At 43.6% G+C, this 14,453-nt stretch carries 15 protein-coding genes and 2 pseudogenes; 15 read left to right on the forward strand and 2 right to left on the reverse strand.

The features are described from left to right. Window positions 1–113: 113 nt before the first annotated feature. A pseudogene (locus ACGF49_RS15535) lies at window positions 114–284 on the forward strand (helix-turn-helix domain-containing protein); the annotation flags it as partial. Here the strand turns inward: ACGF49_RS15535 and ACGF49_RS15540 are convergent. Next, complete coding sequence (locus ACGF49_RS15540; RefSeq protein WP_334223443.1) at window positions 242–373, reverse strand: hypothetical protein; 132 nt, start codon at window positions 371–373, stop codon at window positions 242–244. The pseudogene ACGF49_RS15535 and the gene ACGF49_RS15540 sit on opposite strands and share 43 nt — an antisense overlap. Window positions 374–497: 124 nt before the next feature. Here ACGF49_RS15540 and ACGF49_RS15545 point away from each other — a divergent pair, with 124 nt between their 5' ends. Together ACGF49_RS15545 and ACGF49_RS15550 are read left to right on the forward strand one after the other, a co-directional pair. Continuing rightward, window positions 498–800 carry a type II toxin-antitoxin system RelE/ParE family toxin gene (locus ACGF49_RS15545; protein ID WP_011146555.1) on the forward strand — a complete coding sequence of 101 codons (303 nt, stop codon included), beginning with the start codon at window positions 498–500 and terminating at the stop codon, window positions 798–800. After that, window positions 797–1,075 carry an addiction module antidote protein gene (locus tag ACGF49_RS15550; RefSeq protein WP_011146554.1) on the forward strand — a complete coding sequence of 93 codons (279 nt, stop codon included), beginning with the start codon at window positions 797–799 and terminating at the stop codon, window positions 1,073–1,075. Before ACGF49_RS15545 ends, ACGF49_RS15550 begins: the two co-directional genes overlap by 4 nt. A 45-nt stretch (window positions 1,076–1,120) precedes the next feature. Here the strand turns inward: ACGF49_RS15550 and ACGF49_RS15555 are convergent. Beyond that, window positions 1,121–1,282, reverse strand: a pseudogene (locus tag ACGF49_RS15555) (IS1595 family transposase); the annotation flags it as partial. A 406-nt stretch (window positions 1,283–1,688) separates the two neighbouring features. On the opposite strand from ACGF49_RS15555, the gene ACGF49_RS15560 reads away from it, so the two are divergent. The 12 genes from ACGF49_RS15560 to tssA all read left to right on the forward strand — a co-directional run bounded on the left by ACGF49_RS15560 (window position 1,689) and on the right by tssA (window position 14,453). Beyond that, entirely contained in the window at window positions 1,689–2,684 is a 996-nt protein-coding gene (locus ACGF49_RS15560; RefSeq protein WP_387491748.1) for a tail fiber protein, read from the forward strand. Between the two features lie 217 nt (window positions 2,685–2,901). Continuing rightward, a complete protein-coding gene (locus ACGF49_RS15565) occupies window positions 2,902–3,741 on the forward strand; it encodes a phage tail protein (RefSeq protein WP_387491751.1) in 840 nt (279 codons plus the stop codon). A 768-nt stretch (window positions 3,742–4,509) separates the two neighbouring features. Beyond that, on the forward strand, window positions 4,510–5,061 hold the full coding sequence (gene tssB, locus ACGF49_RS15570; RefSeq protein WP_113040532.1) for a type VI secretion system contractile sheath small subunit: 552 nt from the start codon (window positions 4,510–4,512) through the stop codon (window positions 5,059–5,061). Between the two features lie 7 nt (window positions 5,062–5,068). Then, window positions 5,069–6,550, forward strand: a complete 1,482-nt coding sequence (tssC, locus tag ACGF49_RS15575) for a type VI secretion system contractile sheath large subunit (protein ID WP_113040776.1) — start codon at window positions 5,069–5,071, stop codon at window positions 6,548–6,550. A 56-nt stretch (window positions 6,551–6,606) separates the two neighbouring features. Then, a complete protein-coding gene (locus ACGF49_RS15580; RefSeq protein WP_113040533.1) occupies window positions 6,607–7,101 on the forward strand; it encodes a type VI secretion system tube protein Hcp in 495 nt (164 codons plus the stop codon). A gap of 50 nt (window positions 7,102–7,151) precedes the next feature. Beyond that, entirely contained in the window at window positions 7,152–7,595 is a 444-nt protein-coding gene (tssE, locus tag ACGF49_RS15585; protein WP_113040534.1) for a type VI secretion system baseplate subunit TssE, read from the forward strand. A gap of 4 nt (window positions 7,596–7,599) precedes the next feature. Continuing rightward, window positions 7,600–9,411, forward strand: a complete 1,812-nt coding sequence (gene tssF, locus ACGF49_RS15590) for a type VI secretion system baseplate subunit TssF (RefSeq protein ID WP_262977818.1) — start codon at window positions 7,600–7,602, stop codon at window positions 9,409–9,411. Beyond that, window positions 9,402–10,376, forward strand: a complete 975-nt coding sequence (gene tssG, locus ACGF49_RS15595) for a type VI secretion system baseplate subunit TssG (protein ID WP_113040536.1) — start codon at window positions 9,402–9,404, stop codon at window positions 10,374–10,376. The genes tssF and tssG overlap by 10 nt, the downstream gene beginning before the upstream one ends. 23 nt (window positions 10,377–10,399) lie before the next feature. Next, a complete protein-coding gene (locus ACGF49_RS15600) occupies window positions 10,400–12,406 on the forward strand; it encodes a type VI secretion system Vgr family protein (protein WP_113040537.1) in 2,007 nt (668 codons plus the stop codon). Between the two features lie 34 nt (window positions 12,407–12,440). Then, the gene (locus tag ACGF49_RS15605) at window positions 12,441–13,037 is read left to right on the forward strand and encodes a DUF6931 family protein (protein ID WP_113040538.1); all 597 of its coding nucleotides are present in this window, start codon (window positions 12,441–12,443) and stop codon (window positions 13,035–13,037) included. Beyond that, window positions 13,037–13,336 (forward strand): PAAR domain-containing protein, encoded by a 300-nt coding sequence (locus ACGF49_RS15610; protein WP_173362525.1) that lies wholly within the window; start codon window positions 13,037–13,039, stop codon window positions 13,334–13,336. Before ACGF49_RS15605 ends, ACGF49_RS15610 begins: the two co-directional genes overlap by 1 nt. A gap of 13 nt (window positions 13,337–13,349) precedes the next feature. Beyond that, window positions 13,350–14,453: a type VI secretion system protein TssA gene (gene tssA, locus ACGF49_RS15615; protein ID WP_262977817.1), complete on the forward strand. Its 1,104-nt coding sequence runs from the start codon at window positions 13,350–13,352 to the stop codon at window positions 14,451–14,453.

The raw sequence follows: 14,453 nt of genomic DNA on the forward strand, positions 1-14,453 counted from the left end.
TGTGGATAAATAACGGTAAACAGATAAGATTGCAACAAGAATAAAGCGTGGCTTATTTTGTACGGTTAATTCGTCATCTTATGGATAAAAAATGATCATGCGTTAGCCCTGGAGGACGTGAAGGCGGACGTTCTTTTAAACTCACAAAATCTCAGGTTCGCTTGGCACAAGCTTCCATGAAGAGTAGAGATTGTAGCGTATCTGAATTATGTGAAGAGCTTGGGATTAGCAGACAGACTCTTTATAAGTATGTAGGGCCAGATGGGGAACTCAGGGAACAATAGACGACCAAATCGATATTCTCACTCTGAAAGCGACTGGCGATTTGCGATAAGTAATCCACTGAACGCGCGAGTCTGTCTAACTTTGTCACGATTAACGTATCTGATGTGGCACACAATAAAGGGGCAGAAAATGCCCCTTTATTGTGTCAGATATATTTGACGATAAGGAAATATGGCGTATACTTTAATTATCGAAGTATAAGGGGCAAAGGAATGATAACTGTATTAAGTACAGAAACATTTGATAACTGGATTGATGCCCTGAAAGACATCAGGGTAAAAACAAAGATTCAGGCACGAATTCGCAGACTGAAAAACGGTAATTCTGGCGATATAGAGCCAGTAGGGGAAGGGTTTTCAGAAATGCGGATTCATGAAGGTAAAGGCTACAGGGTTTATCTAAAAAATCACGGAAAAGTAATCGTTGTTTTGTTGTGTGGGGGAGATAAAAGTACACAGCAAAAAGATATAGCCAGAGCAAAAGCCATTTACAAAGAGATTGAGGGGGAGCTATGAAACTGAAAGAATATGATATTGCAGAACACTTAAACAGTGAAGAAGAAATGCAAATGTATCTTAATGAAATTATGGAAGATGGTGATCCGGCATTGGTACTGTCTGCGCTGGGTGATATTGCCAGAGCCAGAAACATGAGCCAGCTTTCAAGAGAGGTCGGTATGTCCAGAGAAGGGCTATATCATGCTCTTTCAGGAAAAGGTAATCCAACATTCAGCGCTATGATGAAAATAACAAAAGCGTTAGGGCTGAAACTTCACTTCACAGGGGCTTAATTGATCTGCCCCCCAAAAGTTGGACGCTATACTTCAACTTTTGGGGCTCTTTAGCCAACGGGTAAGTTCCCCGGTCTTAAACCCTTTCACAACGCTGAAACGCATGAACATAGGGTGGCCCTTTTCATTCATTGAAACCGCCGCAACGAAAGGGCATTTCCCTTTTGCCCCTCGCCCTCGGGGGCCGTGCTGAGCCCCGCCCCAGTATGGCTGTGGCTCAGCGGTGTGCCCGGTTGCATGTTCCAGATCCATGCTCAGAGCGTGATGCACTTATTGAAAATAAAATCAAAACAAAATAATATTTATTCTAATCATTGTCATCTATTTTTATCCTGTTTTTACTTCCATTATTTTATTAGGATAGAAAAATTTTCATATTTTAACTTTATTATTTTATAGGTTTTATTTTCAGAGAAATAGACAGGTAATAACTCACGAAAATTAATCCGCTTACTCCCCATTTATATAAAAATAATTAACCATGTAAGTTATAAAAACAGTCCATTATTATTTTTTTGAACTAGACTATGATTGGCGCAAATGGATAGAGTTATCTATACGATAATTTAATACATTGATTACATAAGAAAACAATTTAATTAAAGAGGGGAATATGAGCCAAAAAAATGATTTTAAAGCTTTTTCCATTAGTAATAATGCTAATGTAGTGAGTCAAGAAAAATATGAAGAAAATCAGAGTTTACAGGTGGGGTTTCCGCCAGATAATATTTCTACTCACGTATTAAATAAGGCGTTACGCCAATCATCAACAATAGCTACTGTTATCGCTAACTTTATTGCAACACAATCTGGCGATGATGTTTTGGATGATGGTGATATCGCTAAACTCACCTCAAAATTAAATCAAGCGTTAAAACAAAAAGTCACAGCAGAAATTCCTGATGCCTCATTGACACAAAAAGGCGTTGTCCAACTGACCAATGAAATTGGCAACAATGACACACTGGCAGTGACACAAAAGCTGGTGCAGGAAATCATCAATTCATTGCGTGGAAATATTGATGGTAAAGTCTCCAATAGCCGGAAAATAAATGGTAAGGCGTTGATTGAGGATATTAATCTGAATGCGAGTGATGTAGGGGCATATACTCAAACAGAAGTTTACACCCGAGCAGAAGTGGACAGATTGATTAAGACAACCAGTGAAATTCCTGTTGGTGCTCCTATTCCTTGGCCGTTAGCGCATCCACCTATCGGTTATTTCGCTTGTAATGGTTCCGCTTTTAATAAATTACAGTACCCAAAGTTAGCAGAAGCTTATCCTGATGGCAGATTGCCCGATTTAAGAGGCGAGTTCATTCGTGGTTGGGATGATGGTCGTGGAGTAGATAGCGGGCGCATAATTTTAACATCACAGAATGATGCGATTAGGAACATCACAGGCATAATCGACAGCATAGCTCATGGAGGTTCTCGTTATTCGTCAGCATCAGGGGCTTTTGTGAGAGAAAATGGGAACGATATAGGTAACGCGAAAGGGGGAGGCCATACTGGAAAATTCACGTTGGATGCATCACGTGTTGTCCCAACAGCAAACGAAAACCGCCCTCGGAATATCGCATTTAACTACATCGTAAAGGCGGAATAATAATAACACAAGAATATATTTTAGATACTGAAATATAATAGCGTTAAAATTTTACCGTTTTTAAATGTTGATAAAAATATTTTTTAAATCAGCATATTGACTTAATAAAAGCTCGTATAAAACGAGCTTATCACTATGTTATGAACAATGAATATAAATTCATGTGGAATTATGTCTAATAATTTAATGTATTAATTATAAAATTTAGGATAAGTATATGAGTCAAAAAAATGATTTTAAAGCTTTTTCTATTAGTAATAATGCTAATGTATTGAGTCAAGAAAAATATGAAGAAAATCAGAGTTTACAGGTGGGATTTCCGCCAGAAAATATCTCTACACATGTATTAAATAAGGCGTTACGCCAATCATCAACAATAGCTTCTGTTATCGCTAACTTTATTGCGACACAATCTGGCGATGATGTTTTGGATGATGGTGATATCGCTAAACTCACCTCAAAATTAAATCAAGCGTTAAAACAAATAGCCACTGATGGCAAAGTACCTAATAGCCGGAAAATAAATGGTAAAGCGTTGACTGAGGATATTAACCTGAATGCAAATGATGTGGGGGCATATACTCGAACAGAAGTAGATAAACTGATTAAGACAACCAGTGAAATTCCTGTTGGTGCTCCTATTCCTTGGCCGTTAGCGCATCCACCTATAGGCTATTTCACTTGTAATGGTTCAACTTTTAATAAATTACAGTACCCAAAGTTAGCAGAAGCTTATCCTAATGGTAGATTGCCCGATTTAAGAGGCGAGTTTATTCGTGGCTGGGATGATGGTAGAGGGGTAGATCCCGGTAGAATACTTCTAACAAACCAGAGTGATGCACTACAAGATTTAAAAGGCTCATTTAAAGGAGATGGTGAAATAGCAGTCACCACTGAAGGTGTTTTTGCTAATGGCGGCGCTGTAAGTGGTAAATATGGAGCCCAGAACGATAACGTTAGTTATAAAACCCTATTTGATGCGTCACGAGTAGCCAGAACGAGCCATGAAACCCGCCCTCGAAATATTGCATTCAACTACATCGTAAAGGCTGAATAATGATGACCTAAAAATAATCTTAGATATTGAAATTGCCATAGCCATAATTTGTTATGAAGAATATCAGCGTTTATCATGACATTTGGCTCTGGCAAAATCATTTTCACGGATAATAAAAGCTCATCAGATAAGATGAGCTTACTTGTGTTATTGATGAGCAAGTTCATCATCAGAACGAGGCGCTTCTCCACCTGTCCGGAATAGGATATCCCGGAATGCTTTCATATCAGCAGCTTTGTAAAGCGCTGTTTTTTAGTCAGCGCTTTTATCTAATAAAAATTCTTAAATTATTTCACCTCCCTTCTAAAATTAACCACAGATTAAATCAAACTCTAACTCCACCTATATTTCAATTTTTCTGACTCGTCAGATTCTGATTATTAAAAACGGCGATATAAAAAATAAGACAAGTATGAAAATGCATTTTGACCATAATGCGATTTATCGATTTTTCACCATAAATACAATTAGTTATAAAATAATATAAATTTCCTGATATTATATTTCATTCTAAGGCTATTGCATTAAGTTAATATCCATGAGAATTTATTCCCCGCCGAAATACGGTGGGTTTTGAATATCATTAAATGTGTCACAACATATTAACTTGCTATCAATAGCGTTAATTGATCTCTTCATCTATTTCTCATCTTATTCGGTTATTTACTGTCTATCTCATAATGCTTACTGAAATAGACCATTAATCAGGTTTGGTGCGGTTTAACGTAAGTTTGCACTTCCTGTCATATATAAAAGGTAAAAGGTGCCATGAATACTCAACGTAAGCTTGATAAAGTCAGACCGCCCCGAGTTCAGATTACTTATGATGTTGAATTAGGTGGCGCGGTCGAGAAAAAAGAATTGCCTTTGGTTATTGGCGTTATTGGGCAATTTGCTGAGCAATCTATTCCCATGCGTGAACGTCGTTTCATGCATGTTGATAAAGATAATTTTAATGCAGTGATGGAAGGTTTATCACCTTCATTGGAATTACAGGTTGAAAGCGCACTGCCGGGTCAGAGCGGATTTATTAATGTCGATTTGCAATTTAAATCAATGGCTGACTTTAACCCTGAGAATTTAGCGAAACAAATAGAACCGCTTCATCATTTGTTAGAGGTACGCAGCAAACTCAGTGATCTGAAAGGCCGTGCATTGAGCAATGAAAAATTGCGAGACCGTCTGACGGAAATTCTGGCTGAACATGTGGATAAATTACCGCCGGTAAATGAAGAAGCGGAAACCGCCGCCACAGAAAATACAGCAGATGACGTCACCCCGGAAAATAGCAATATCCCGGAAAATAACAATGCACAGTGAGGACAGTATGGAACAGAGCGTTGTTGAACAACAAGAATTGAAAACGACAGAAACCAGTGGTGATTTTCTTGATCAGATTATTGATAACACGCAGGCCATTCGTCGGGAAGCCGATCGTGATCGGGTAAAAAGCCAGCTCGACCAATTTCTGGCCGAAGTCACCTCCGGTTCACTGGTTATTTCTGGCGATTTGGTAAACAGCATTGAGGAACGCATCGCAGCGATTGATGCGCTGATGTCCGCTCAACTGAGTCTGGTCTTACATCACCCGGAATTTCAGCGTCTGGAATCTTCTTGGGTAGGGCTTAAAGGATTACTTGACCAAAGCGAAACGGATAATACTCAGATCCGCATGTTGAACGCGACGAAAACCGATTTGATTAAAGACTTTAAATCGGCATCGGATTTCGATCAGTCAATGCTGTTTAAAAATGTGTATGAATATGAATACGGTACCTTCGGTGGTGAACCTTATTCAGCGTTTGTCGGTGATTTTGACTTTGATAACAGCCCGGAAGATCTTTACTTACTGGAACAGATTTCTCATGTGGCAGCAGCAGCCCATGCGCCGTTTATCAGTTCAGTCAATGCGGGCATGTTAGGGTTGAATGATTTTGGTGAACTACCACGTCCACGTGATTTATCCAAACTGCTTGAAACATCTGACTATCTGCGCTGGAAACGCTTCCGGGAATCTGATGATTCTCGCTATGTCGGCCTGACGTTGCCGCGAGTGATTGGCCGTTTGCCTTACGGGGCAAAAACCATCCCGGTCGAACAATTCTGCTTCGAAGAGCAGGTAAAGGAAGGAAACAGCAACAGTTATCTGTGGATTAACGCCGCTTATGCACTGGCAGGACGTATGGTAGCTGCATTTGAACAGTATGGTTGGTGTGCGGCGATCCGCGGTGTGGAAGGTGGAGGATTGGTTGAGGCATTGCCAGCGTATCATTATACCTCTGTATCCGGGGAAAATGTGCTGCAATGCCCGACTGAGGTGGCTATTTCTGATCGCCGTGAAAAAGAGTTAGCAGAATTAGGGTTCATTCCTCTGGTTTATTATAAAGGAACTGACTATGCCGCATTTTTCTCGGTGCAGTCACCGAATAAGCCGAGAAAATATAATTCTGACCTAGCGAACGCTAACGCGAAATTATCGACCCAATTGCAATATATTATGACAACTTCTCGTTTTGCCCATTATCTGAAAATGATTGTACGTGACAAAGTGGGTAGTTTTATGTCTCGCGGAGAATGTCAATCTTATCTGCAAAACTGGATCAACCAATATATTGTTGGCTCTGATACCGTCGGCGCAGAAATTAAAGCGAGTCACCCATTACGGGAAGCAAGAGTTGATGTCGTTGAAGTCCCCGGCTCACCGGGAACATATCGGGCTGTGGCTTATTTAAGGCCGCATTTCCAATTAGAAGGATTAAGTATGTCTTTACGGTTGGTGGCTGATTTACCACCGTCATCGGCTGCCTGATTTTTCTATTTATTAATATTTATCCTATTTATTACAACTAACTGGAGTAGTTAATTATGAGTTCTTCAATTTTTTTACAAATTGATAGTATTAAAGGTGAGAGTACCGACAGCAAACATAAAGAGTGGATTGAACTGGAACATGTCAATTTTGGCGCATTCAACCATGCACGTATTGCAGACAGCGGTAAACGTAAAATTACCGTTGGCGCAGCGGATTTCCGCACCATTGATTGTGTGAAGGTGATGGATTCCAGCTCGATTAAATTACTGTCTGCCGTGGTGCAAGGTACCGCGATTAAGAAAGTGAAATTGGAAATCTGTACGATTTTCAAAGGCGAAATGCACCCTTACGCGGAAGTGGAAATGGATGAGTGTGTCATCTCCGATGTTCATGAAACGTGTTCACGTGGTGGTGAATTCCCACAAGAACAGATTTCTATCACCTATTCCAAAATTAAATGGACATTTACGCCACTCAAAGAAGATGGCACGAAAGGAGATAAGGTTGGGCCGGAAGGTTGGGATCTTATCGAGAATAAAAAACAGTAACAATTACCCTTTACTGCCGGTTGAAGGCCGGCAGTTTTTACCGGAAATATATGATGATTCAGCCTTCATTTCTCCATCGTCTGAAAGATGATTATCCACAAGATGAAAATCGGGGCGTCACACTGGTTTGGTCACGTCAGGAAGTTATACAAAGCCTAATCGCCGATTTGAGTATGTTATTTTCATCAAGACCGATTTCTGAAGTTTTCCCTTTATTTGGTGAGTTATCGAAATCCGTTTTAAATTATGGCGTTTCTGATGTCATTAATGTGGATATTTCGGATGATGAGCGTATTGATGCACTGAGCAATAATATTTATCAAGCTATTTCCCGATTCGAGCCTCGTTTGCAAGATGTCGTTATTACATTACAGAAAAATACGCCGGAGAATATTACCTTCTGGGTGAAGGGAATTTTCTTCAACGAACAAGTGGTGTTTTCTATCTCATGGAACAGTACCGCATATACCTATTCAATTTCATGGGATAAATAACAAGATGATGTTATTACCACAAAAAATACTGACTTATTATAACCGGGAATTGGGTTATTTAAGGCAATATGGCGCTGCTTTCTCTCAGCGTTTTCCTAAAATTGCTAAACGTCTTGGGTTCGCAGAAGGTGTTTCAGAAGATCCGCATGTAGAACGCCTGGTGGAATCTTTTGCATTCCTGACGGCAAAAATCCATCAGCGGATTGATGAAGATATGCCGGAACTCAGTAATGCCATGTTAGAGGTATTAGCGCCCCAGTTTCTACGTCAAGTACCGTCGGTATCGTTGGTGCAGTTTCAACAGGACCCATTAGCATCCGGTGTGACCGGAATGATGACGGTGGCGCGGCATACGCCATTGTTTTCTCAGCCGGTGGGCGATGTGACCTGTCATTTCCGCACGGTATATCCGCTGGAGATGTTGCCATTGGATTTAACGCACGCGGAACTGACGCCAGACCCTTATGATCGGGATTTTATCTTAACGCTGAATTTCACTTTGTGGCCGGGTGCCAGCTTTCAGGCGCAACATATCCGGTTGTATTTACATGGCGCACCAGTGCTGACCCATAGTTTGTATGAATTGTTGTCAGCGCAAGTTAAGCAACTGGAATGTCGGTTAGGCGAGCGTACATTCAACCTGAATAGCCGGGGTGTTCAGGTAGTGGGTTTTGATCCGCAAGATAGCTTATGTGCCGATGATTCATTAATAAACCCGATTCATCACTTATTTCGTGATTATTTCAGTTTCCCAGAAAAGTTTTTATTTCTGGATATTCCGTTACCGGATGCCGGTTTGATCACCCGTTCATCAGGCAAGCTGCAATACCGTTTCCAACTTAAGGATTGTGTTGCATTGCGCCGCATTGAACGTATGAGTGATAAAGTCAGCAACGAAACCTTCCGGCTAAATTGCGTGCCGATAATTAATCTGTTTTCTCATCAGGCGGAACCCATTATTCCACTGGAAACAGAGCATGAATATCTGGTTCAACCGGATGCTCGTCGCCCACAAAGTATGGAAGTCTATACCATCGATCAGGTCGAGATTGTCAGCCGTCAACAGGAACAATTAAGTTCCAAACCGGTGCCGTCGTTATTTGGTATTGAACATACACAGTCTGACGAACAGCTCCCATTATTTTGGCAGGCAACGTCACGTCCCTCACTCAGACATAACGATCTGGGAATGAATATGTTCATCGGTTTTTCTGATAGCAGTGGTGAACATCTGAAACCCGAAACCGATGTGGTGAGCCTGAGTTTGACCTGTACTAACCGCGATATCCCGCGACAGTTGAGTAACGGTCATCCTGATGGCGATTTCGAATCAGAAAGCGCACTGCCGGGGGTAAAAATTCTGGGATTGATCCGTCCCCGATTGCCGGTGCGTCCACAACCCAATAGTGCATTGAACTGGCGATTGGTATCGCAACTCAATTTAAACCAAATGTTACTGAGTGGTCCGCAGGGTGTTCAGCACTTAAAAGAGGCGCTAGAACTCTACAACTTGCTTGGCGATCCCGCCATATCGCGGTTGATTGCACAACTACAGCAGATTGCTATTGTGCCGGTGAGCGCACGCCTGAATCCCGCCGATCCCCATTCTCTGGCGCGTGGGCTGGAGGTGACATTGACATTTCAGGCGCAAGCAGGCGAGTTTATTGATTTTTATCTGTTTTGCAGCCTGCTAGAACGTTTTATTGCCATGTATGCGCCGATTAACAGCTTCACGCAGACCGTAACACAGTTAGAGACGCTTAATAACAGCACTCACCGTTGGCCGCGTCGCAGTGGGAGAGTGACATGGCTTTAGAAAATAAGATGCGTTTAGCTGGCGGCCGTTTTTATCAAAATGTACGTCGTTTGCTTAAACATTGTCGCCAACGTGAAGACGCGATAATCATCCCTGATGATGTGGTGCAATTCAGCTCTGCACTGACATTAGATGCGCCGACAAGGGAAATCGAGTCGCTATTACCACCGCAAGAGGGGGATGAGCAGTATCGCATGGCGGTACATCACTTTGGTCTGTTAGGAACCCTTGGCGCATTACCGTTGCGTTATACCGAGTGGCTGATTGACAGACGTTACCGCTATGGCGACGAATCGGCTCAGGCATTTATTGATATTTTTACTCACCGTCTACTTAGCCTGCGTTTTCAGGCATGGCAGAAATATCGGTTATATATCAATGCCGAATTGCAAAACCATGCAGAGTTACAAACCCATCGGGCTTTACCGGCAGTCATTCCGGCAGTTGTCGGCCAATTGATGGATAACAAAATAGAGCGCTCTCATCCCGCTTGTGTCGGATTGCTGGCAACACCGGTCCGTTCAATGGTGAATTTGCAACACCTGTTGCAGCGGGAATTTGGTATGGCGGTCAACATCCAGCCCTTTAAAGGGCGCTGGCAATATGTTGAACAGGCGCACTGTTGCTATTTAGGTCGCAGTTTGCTAAGCGATAACCCGATGTTGGGTCGCGCTTATTGGGATATTCAATCAGGATTTCATATTCAGTTAGGGCCGTTTGCCGCTCGGCAACGAGCCGCCTTTATGCCGGGAAATGAACAATATCGCAAACTGACACAATGGGTATGGCAATTTGCCGGGCCGTTGCTCTCCTTTTCACTGGAATTGTTGGTACAGCATAGTGGGCAAGACAATATATTAAATGGCAGCCGTCAATTGGGGTGGGATGGTTGTTTGGGTGATACCGGCAAGAACAATATTCAGCATATCTATCTGGCTGAATGTACAGGTCCCTACGCGGATTAAACAAAAATACAGGTAATAAAAAAATGCTGTTAGGGCAAAAGAATCGTTTTTTACAGGTTATCGGTAGCCTGTCTGACATTGTGGCACTGAGCAAAATAGAGGGTGAAGAGCACCTGTCACGGCCTTATTCATTTTCTGCTCAGCTCTATTCCAACGCGGATTGGGATAAGCTGGAGTCTCATATCGGTAAGCCTTTGGCATTTCGTCTCGGTGAAGCACCGAATCACCGCATTGTGCATGGCATATTGACTGAATTGCAGCAACAAGGTTTCAGCGACGGCCAGTTTTGTTATCAGGCACGTATTGAACCCTGGCTGAAAATGCTGACATTAACCCATAATCTGCGCGTCTATCAGCGCATCAGCGTGCCGGATATGGTATGTGATATCTTCCGTAAACGTGGGTTTAACGACGTTGAACTGGCGCTAAAAAGCCGTTATCCGAAGCTTGAATATTGTATGCAATACAAGGAATCAGATTTTGACTTTGTGACACGCCAACTGGAACAAGCAGGAATTTTCTATTTCTTTCGCCATGAAGAGGGGCGTCATGTGCTGGTATTGGCAGATCATCCTTCTACGTTTATTAACGCGCCTTTAGCGGTATTGCCATATCAATCGAACGTGGGTGATCAGCAGGGCTATGGGCTACGCGCTTGGCATATTCATCGCACACTGATTCCAGGTACGGCGGAAATGAATGGTTATAACGTTAAAAGTGCCGCGGCAATCAGTGCCAGTGCTAAAGCGAACAGCGGCTATTCTACCAATCCCAAGCTTTCTATCTATGATGATCGACGTCAGGAGGAGCGTAATCAACTGGAAGTACAGGCAACGCTGTGCATGGAACAATGGGAATCACAGTCTTATTACGCACGTGCCGTTAACAGTTATCCCGGTTTGCAAGTAGGGCATCAGTTTACCCTGAAAGGGCACGCCAGTGCCGATGGCCGTTATGCCGTGGGCCACCAGCGATTAAAAGCGGAAAACAACCTGGAGGAAGGCGAATTACTGTTTTCGTCTCAAGTGACCTTATTCCCGGCGAATAAAGCATTTCGCCCGCGTCCTTCTGTTACGCGGCCCTACATTTCCGGCGTATTGTCCGCGCTAGTAGTAGGGCCGACGTCAGAGGAGATCCATACTGATGCACAGGGACGCATCAAAATCCAGTTTCACTGGGATAAAGAACATAAAAAAAATGATGACAGCTCTTGCTGGATACGTGTCAGTCAGTTTTGGAATGGCGCAAAGTTTGGTGCGCAATTTGTGCCACGTGTGGGCAGTGAAGTGTTGGTGAGTTTTATTGATGGCGACCCGGATAGCCCGCTGGTGACCGGAACGGTTTATAACGGGGTGAAGATGCCCCCATTCGCGCTACCGGGGCAGAAAACCCAAAGCGGGATTACGACGCGCAGTAGTGCAAAAGGCACAGTGGAACAAGGACATCAGTTCTGTTTTGAAGATAAGAAAGGTGAAGAATTCATTTTGCTTCACTCACAAAAAGATATGCGCCTGAAAGTGAAAAATGATTTTTCGGCGCAGATCGATCGCAACGTGTTATGGGAAATCCAAGAAAAGCGCGATACCCAAATTAAAAAGGGCAATGACACGTTAATTTTGAGCGAGGGCAACGCCTTAACTGAGGTGAAAAAAGGTGACAAAAAACAAACGCTGGATCGTGGCAATTTTACCACCACCGTCAGTGCAGGCAGTTATGAGCTGGAGGTATCCAGAGGTAACGCCAAAATCAATGTAGGTCAACAATGCACAATTACGGCAAATCAGGGCATTGAACTGAAAGTCGGTGCCAGCACATTATCGATTACCCCGGCCGGGATCACCATCAAAGCGCCATCTGTTACCGTAGAAGGATCAGGAAAACTGGCGTTGAAGAGCGGTGGCATGGCGGAACTAGCCGCAACCACGGTAAAAGTAGAAGGCAGTGCAATGGCACAATTAAAAGGCGGCATTGTTCAGGTGGATGCGACCGGCATTGCTATGGTGAAAGGCACTCTGACCAAGATTGGTTAATAGCAGGATCAACGAATAATAAGAGTTTGCAATCATGGTTAAATTACGACACTACCCACTTTCGCCACAGGCGGAATTGGCACTACAACAACACGCAGCACATGAACAGAATCTATCGGCGCTTAATAAGGAAATGTTGTGGCAAGACGCAGTGTGCTACACCATTTTTATGTTGCCTTACACTCAGGCTCTGGAACTGGTACTGACATTTATCTCCTGCGTTTACGAACGCGATCTGATGCAAGGACAACGGTCGTTATTGCAACAAGTGCGACGCTGGCGGGTTGATGGCGGTGATCCGTTGCGTCATGAACTGTTCGAACAGGCGCAAACAGTCGGGTTCGATAACCCGATTTCATGTCTGGCGCTTTCCGTTTTTTGGAGTGAAGGCAGCATGACCACCCCGGATTTGGAAGCGGTCTATCCACAACCGTGGCAATCACTGGCGGCATTAGCCGATACGTTGTGCCTGATATTGCATATTTATGGCGAACAACCGGAACGACAAATGCAGTACGTTGAGCAATTTTTTCAACTGGCACATGGTCAACTGAGGCAATTGTCACCGTCACAAGATCAGGGACGCAAAAACTATCTGTACTATGAAGCCACATTATCAGGAGAGCAATGATGCCAATGCCAGCCGCCCGTGTGGGTGATATGCATATTTGTCCAATGGTCTCGCCTGCGGTACCGCCGGTGCCACATGTAGGCGGACCGATTATGCCGCCAGGTGTACCGACAGTGCTGATTGGTGGATTACCGGCGGCGACAATGGGTTCAATGCTGGTGTGCGTCGGGCCGCCGGATACCGTTGTCATGGGCAGCCCAACGGTATTGATTGGCGGACGGCCTGCGGCCAGACTCGGCGATTTATGTGCACATGGCGGCACAATTACTACTGGTTACCCATTAGTGATTATTGCTTGAAATGGAGGCCACTGTGAACTTAGCCCAAATGAACTTAGCCAAAATAGATATCGCGCGTTTTTTACAGCCCATTACTGCTGACAAACCCGCAGGGTGCGATATCGAATACGAACCTATTTTCGAGCAGATAAACGCAGCGCGCGAAACCGACGACGATTTTCTCCAGGACGACGCATGGGGTTATGAAACCCGTCAGGCTGATTGGCTGCGAGTTTCAACGTTGTGCCAAGAAGTGCTGGAAAAACAGAGTAAAGACTTGCAGATAGCTTGCTGGTTAACCCAAGCGCAAGGGGAACTGTATGGCCTGGCAGGGATTAACGGTGGTATCACATTACTTGCCCGTTTACTGGAAACTTTTTGGCCGGTGCTTTATCCACCACTGGATGATACAGAGATAAACAGTGCGGATGCCCGTCTTGGTCGGTTGAACTGGTTGGATAAGCAATTGGTGAAACAATTGGACAATCTGACATTGACCGATGATGGCAAATTAAGCCTGAGCGTCTGGCAACGGGTGCAATATTTTGAACAACGCGTTGCCGTTAATAATGAATTACGCAGTGCCTTGATCAGTGATGGCTATTTCGGTATCGCTGAGTGCGACAGCAGTATTCGCACTACGCCAACCGAACAATTTAACCAACTGCTGATGCAAGCTGAGCAGGTCAGTAAGGCGTTGGCAGAACTGCAACACATCATGGCGAGTCTGTTGCCGGATACTGGTAATAGCATGAGTGCCAGTACGCAGCGCTTGCAAGATCTGCTGGCCTTAATTGAACGGTTTCGTGAAACGGTGACACCGGAATTCATTCAGGAATATCGCAATGAAGAAATAACGGCAGGAGAAAATGCACCAAATGATATAAATACGGCTTTTTTAACAGAGGGTCGGACGCACCATGAAATGCGCGCTAGCGCTATTAAACAATTGATCAATATAGCCAATTACTTTCGTCAAAATGAACCTACCAGTCCAGTGCCCTATTTAATTGAACGTGCAGCGCGTTGGGCAAATATGGGCATGGCCGAATGGCTGGAAGAAATGATGTCAGAAAATACCTCCGCGCTACAGGAAATTATGCGCGTGATAAAAGGACCAGAAATAAATAGAGAATAA

The organism is Photorhabdus sp. RM96S (assembly GCF_042879335.1).
Taxonomy (GTDB): domain Bacteria; phylum Pseudomonadota; class Gammaproteobacteria; order Enterobacterales; family Enterobacteriaceae; genus Photorhabdus; species Photorhabdus kayaii.

What these genes read in the sequence shown, in the direction of transcription:
- ACGF49_RS15580 (WP_113040533.1), top strand. Translation starts at nt 6,607, where the DNA reads ATGAGTTCTTCAATTTTTTTACAAATTGATAGTATTAAAGGTGAGAGT.
- tssF (WP_262977818.1), top strand. Translation starts at nt 7,600, where the DNA reads ATGATGTTATTACCACAAAAAATACTGACTTATTATAACCGGGAATTG.
- ACGF49_RS15600 (WP_113040537.1), top strand. Translation starts at nt 10,400, where the DNA reads ATGCTGTTAGGGCAAAAGAATCGTTTTTTACAGGTTATCGGTAGCCTG.
- ACGF49_RS15565 (WP_387491751.1), top strand. Translation starts at nt 2,902, where the DNA reads ATGAGTCAAAAAAATGATTTTAAAGCTTTTTCTATTAGTAATAATGCT.
- ACGF49_RS15610 (WP_173362525.1), top strand. Translation starts at nt 13,037, where the DNA reads ATGCCAATGCCAGCCGCCCGTGTGGGTGATATGCATATTTGTCCAATG.
- tssG (WP_113040536.1), top strand. Translation starts at nt 9,402, where the DNA reads ATGGCTTTAGAAAATAAGATGCGTTTAGCTGGCGGCCGTTTTTATCAA.
- ACGF49_RS15545 (WP_011146555.1), top strand. Translation starts at nt 498, where the DNA reads ATGATAACTGTATTAAGTACAGAAACATTTGATAACTGGATTGATGCC.
- ACGF49_RS15605 (WP_113040538.1), top strand. Translation starts at nt 12,441, where the DNA reads ATGGTTAAATTACGACACTACCCACTTTCGCCACAGGCGGAATTGGCA.
- ACGF49_RS15560 (WP_387491748.1), top strand. Translation starts at nt 1,689, where the DNA reads ATGAGCCAAAAAAATGATTTTAAAGCTTTTTCCATTAGTAATAATGCT.
- tssB (WP_113040532.1), top strand. Translation starts at nt 4,510, where the DNA reads ATGAATACTCAACGTAAGCTTGATAAAGTCAGACCGCCCCGAGTTCAG.
- ACGF49_RS15550 (WP_011146554.1), top strand. Translation starts at nt 797, where the DNA reads ATGAAACTGAAAGAATATGATATTGCAGAACACTTAAACAGTGAAGAA.
- tssC (WP_113040776.1), top strand. Translation starts at nt 5,069, where the DNA reads ATGGAACAGAGCGTTGTTGAACAACAAGAATTGAAAACGACAGAAACC.
- tssE (WP_113040534.1), top strand. Translation starts at nt 7,152, where the DNA reads ATGATGATTCAGCCTTCATTTCTCCATCGTCTGAAAGATGATTATCCA.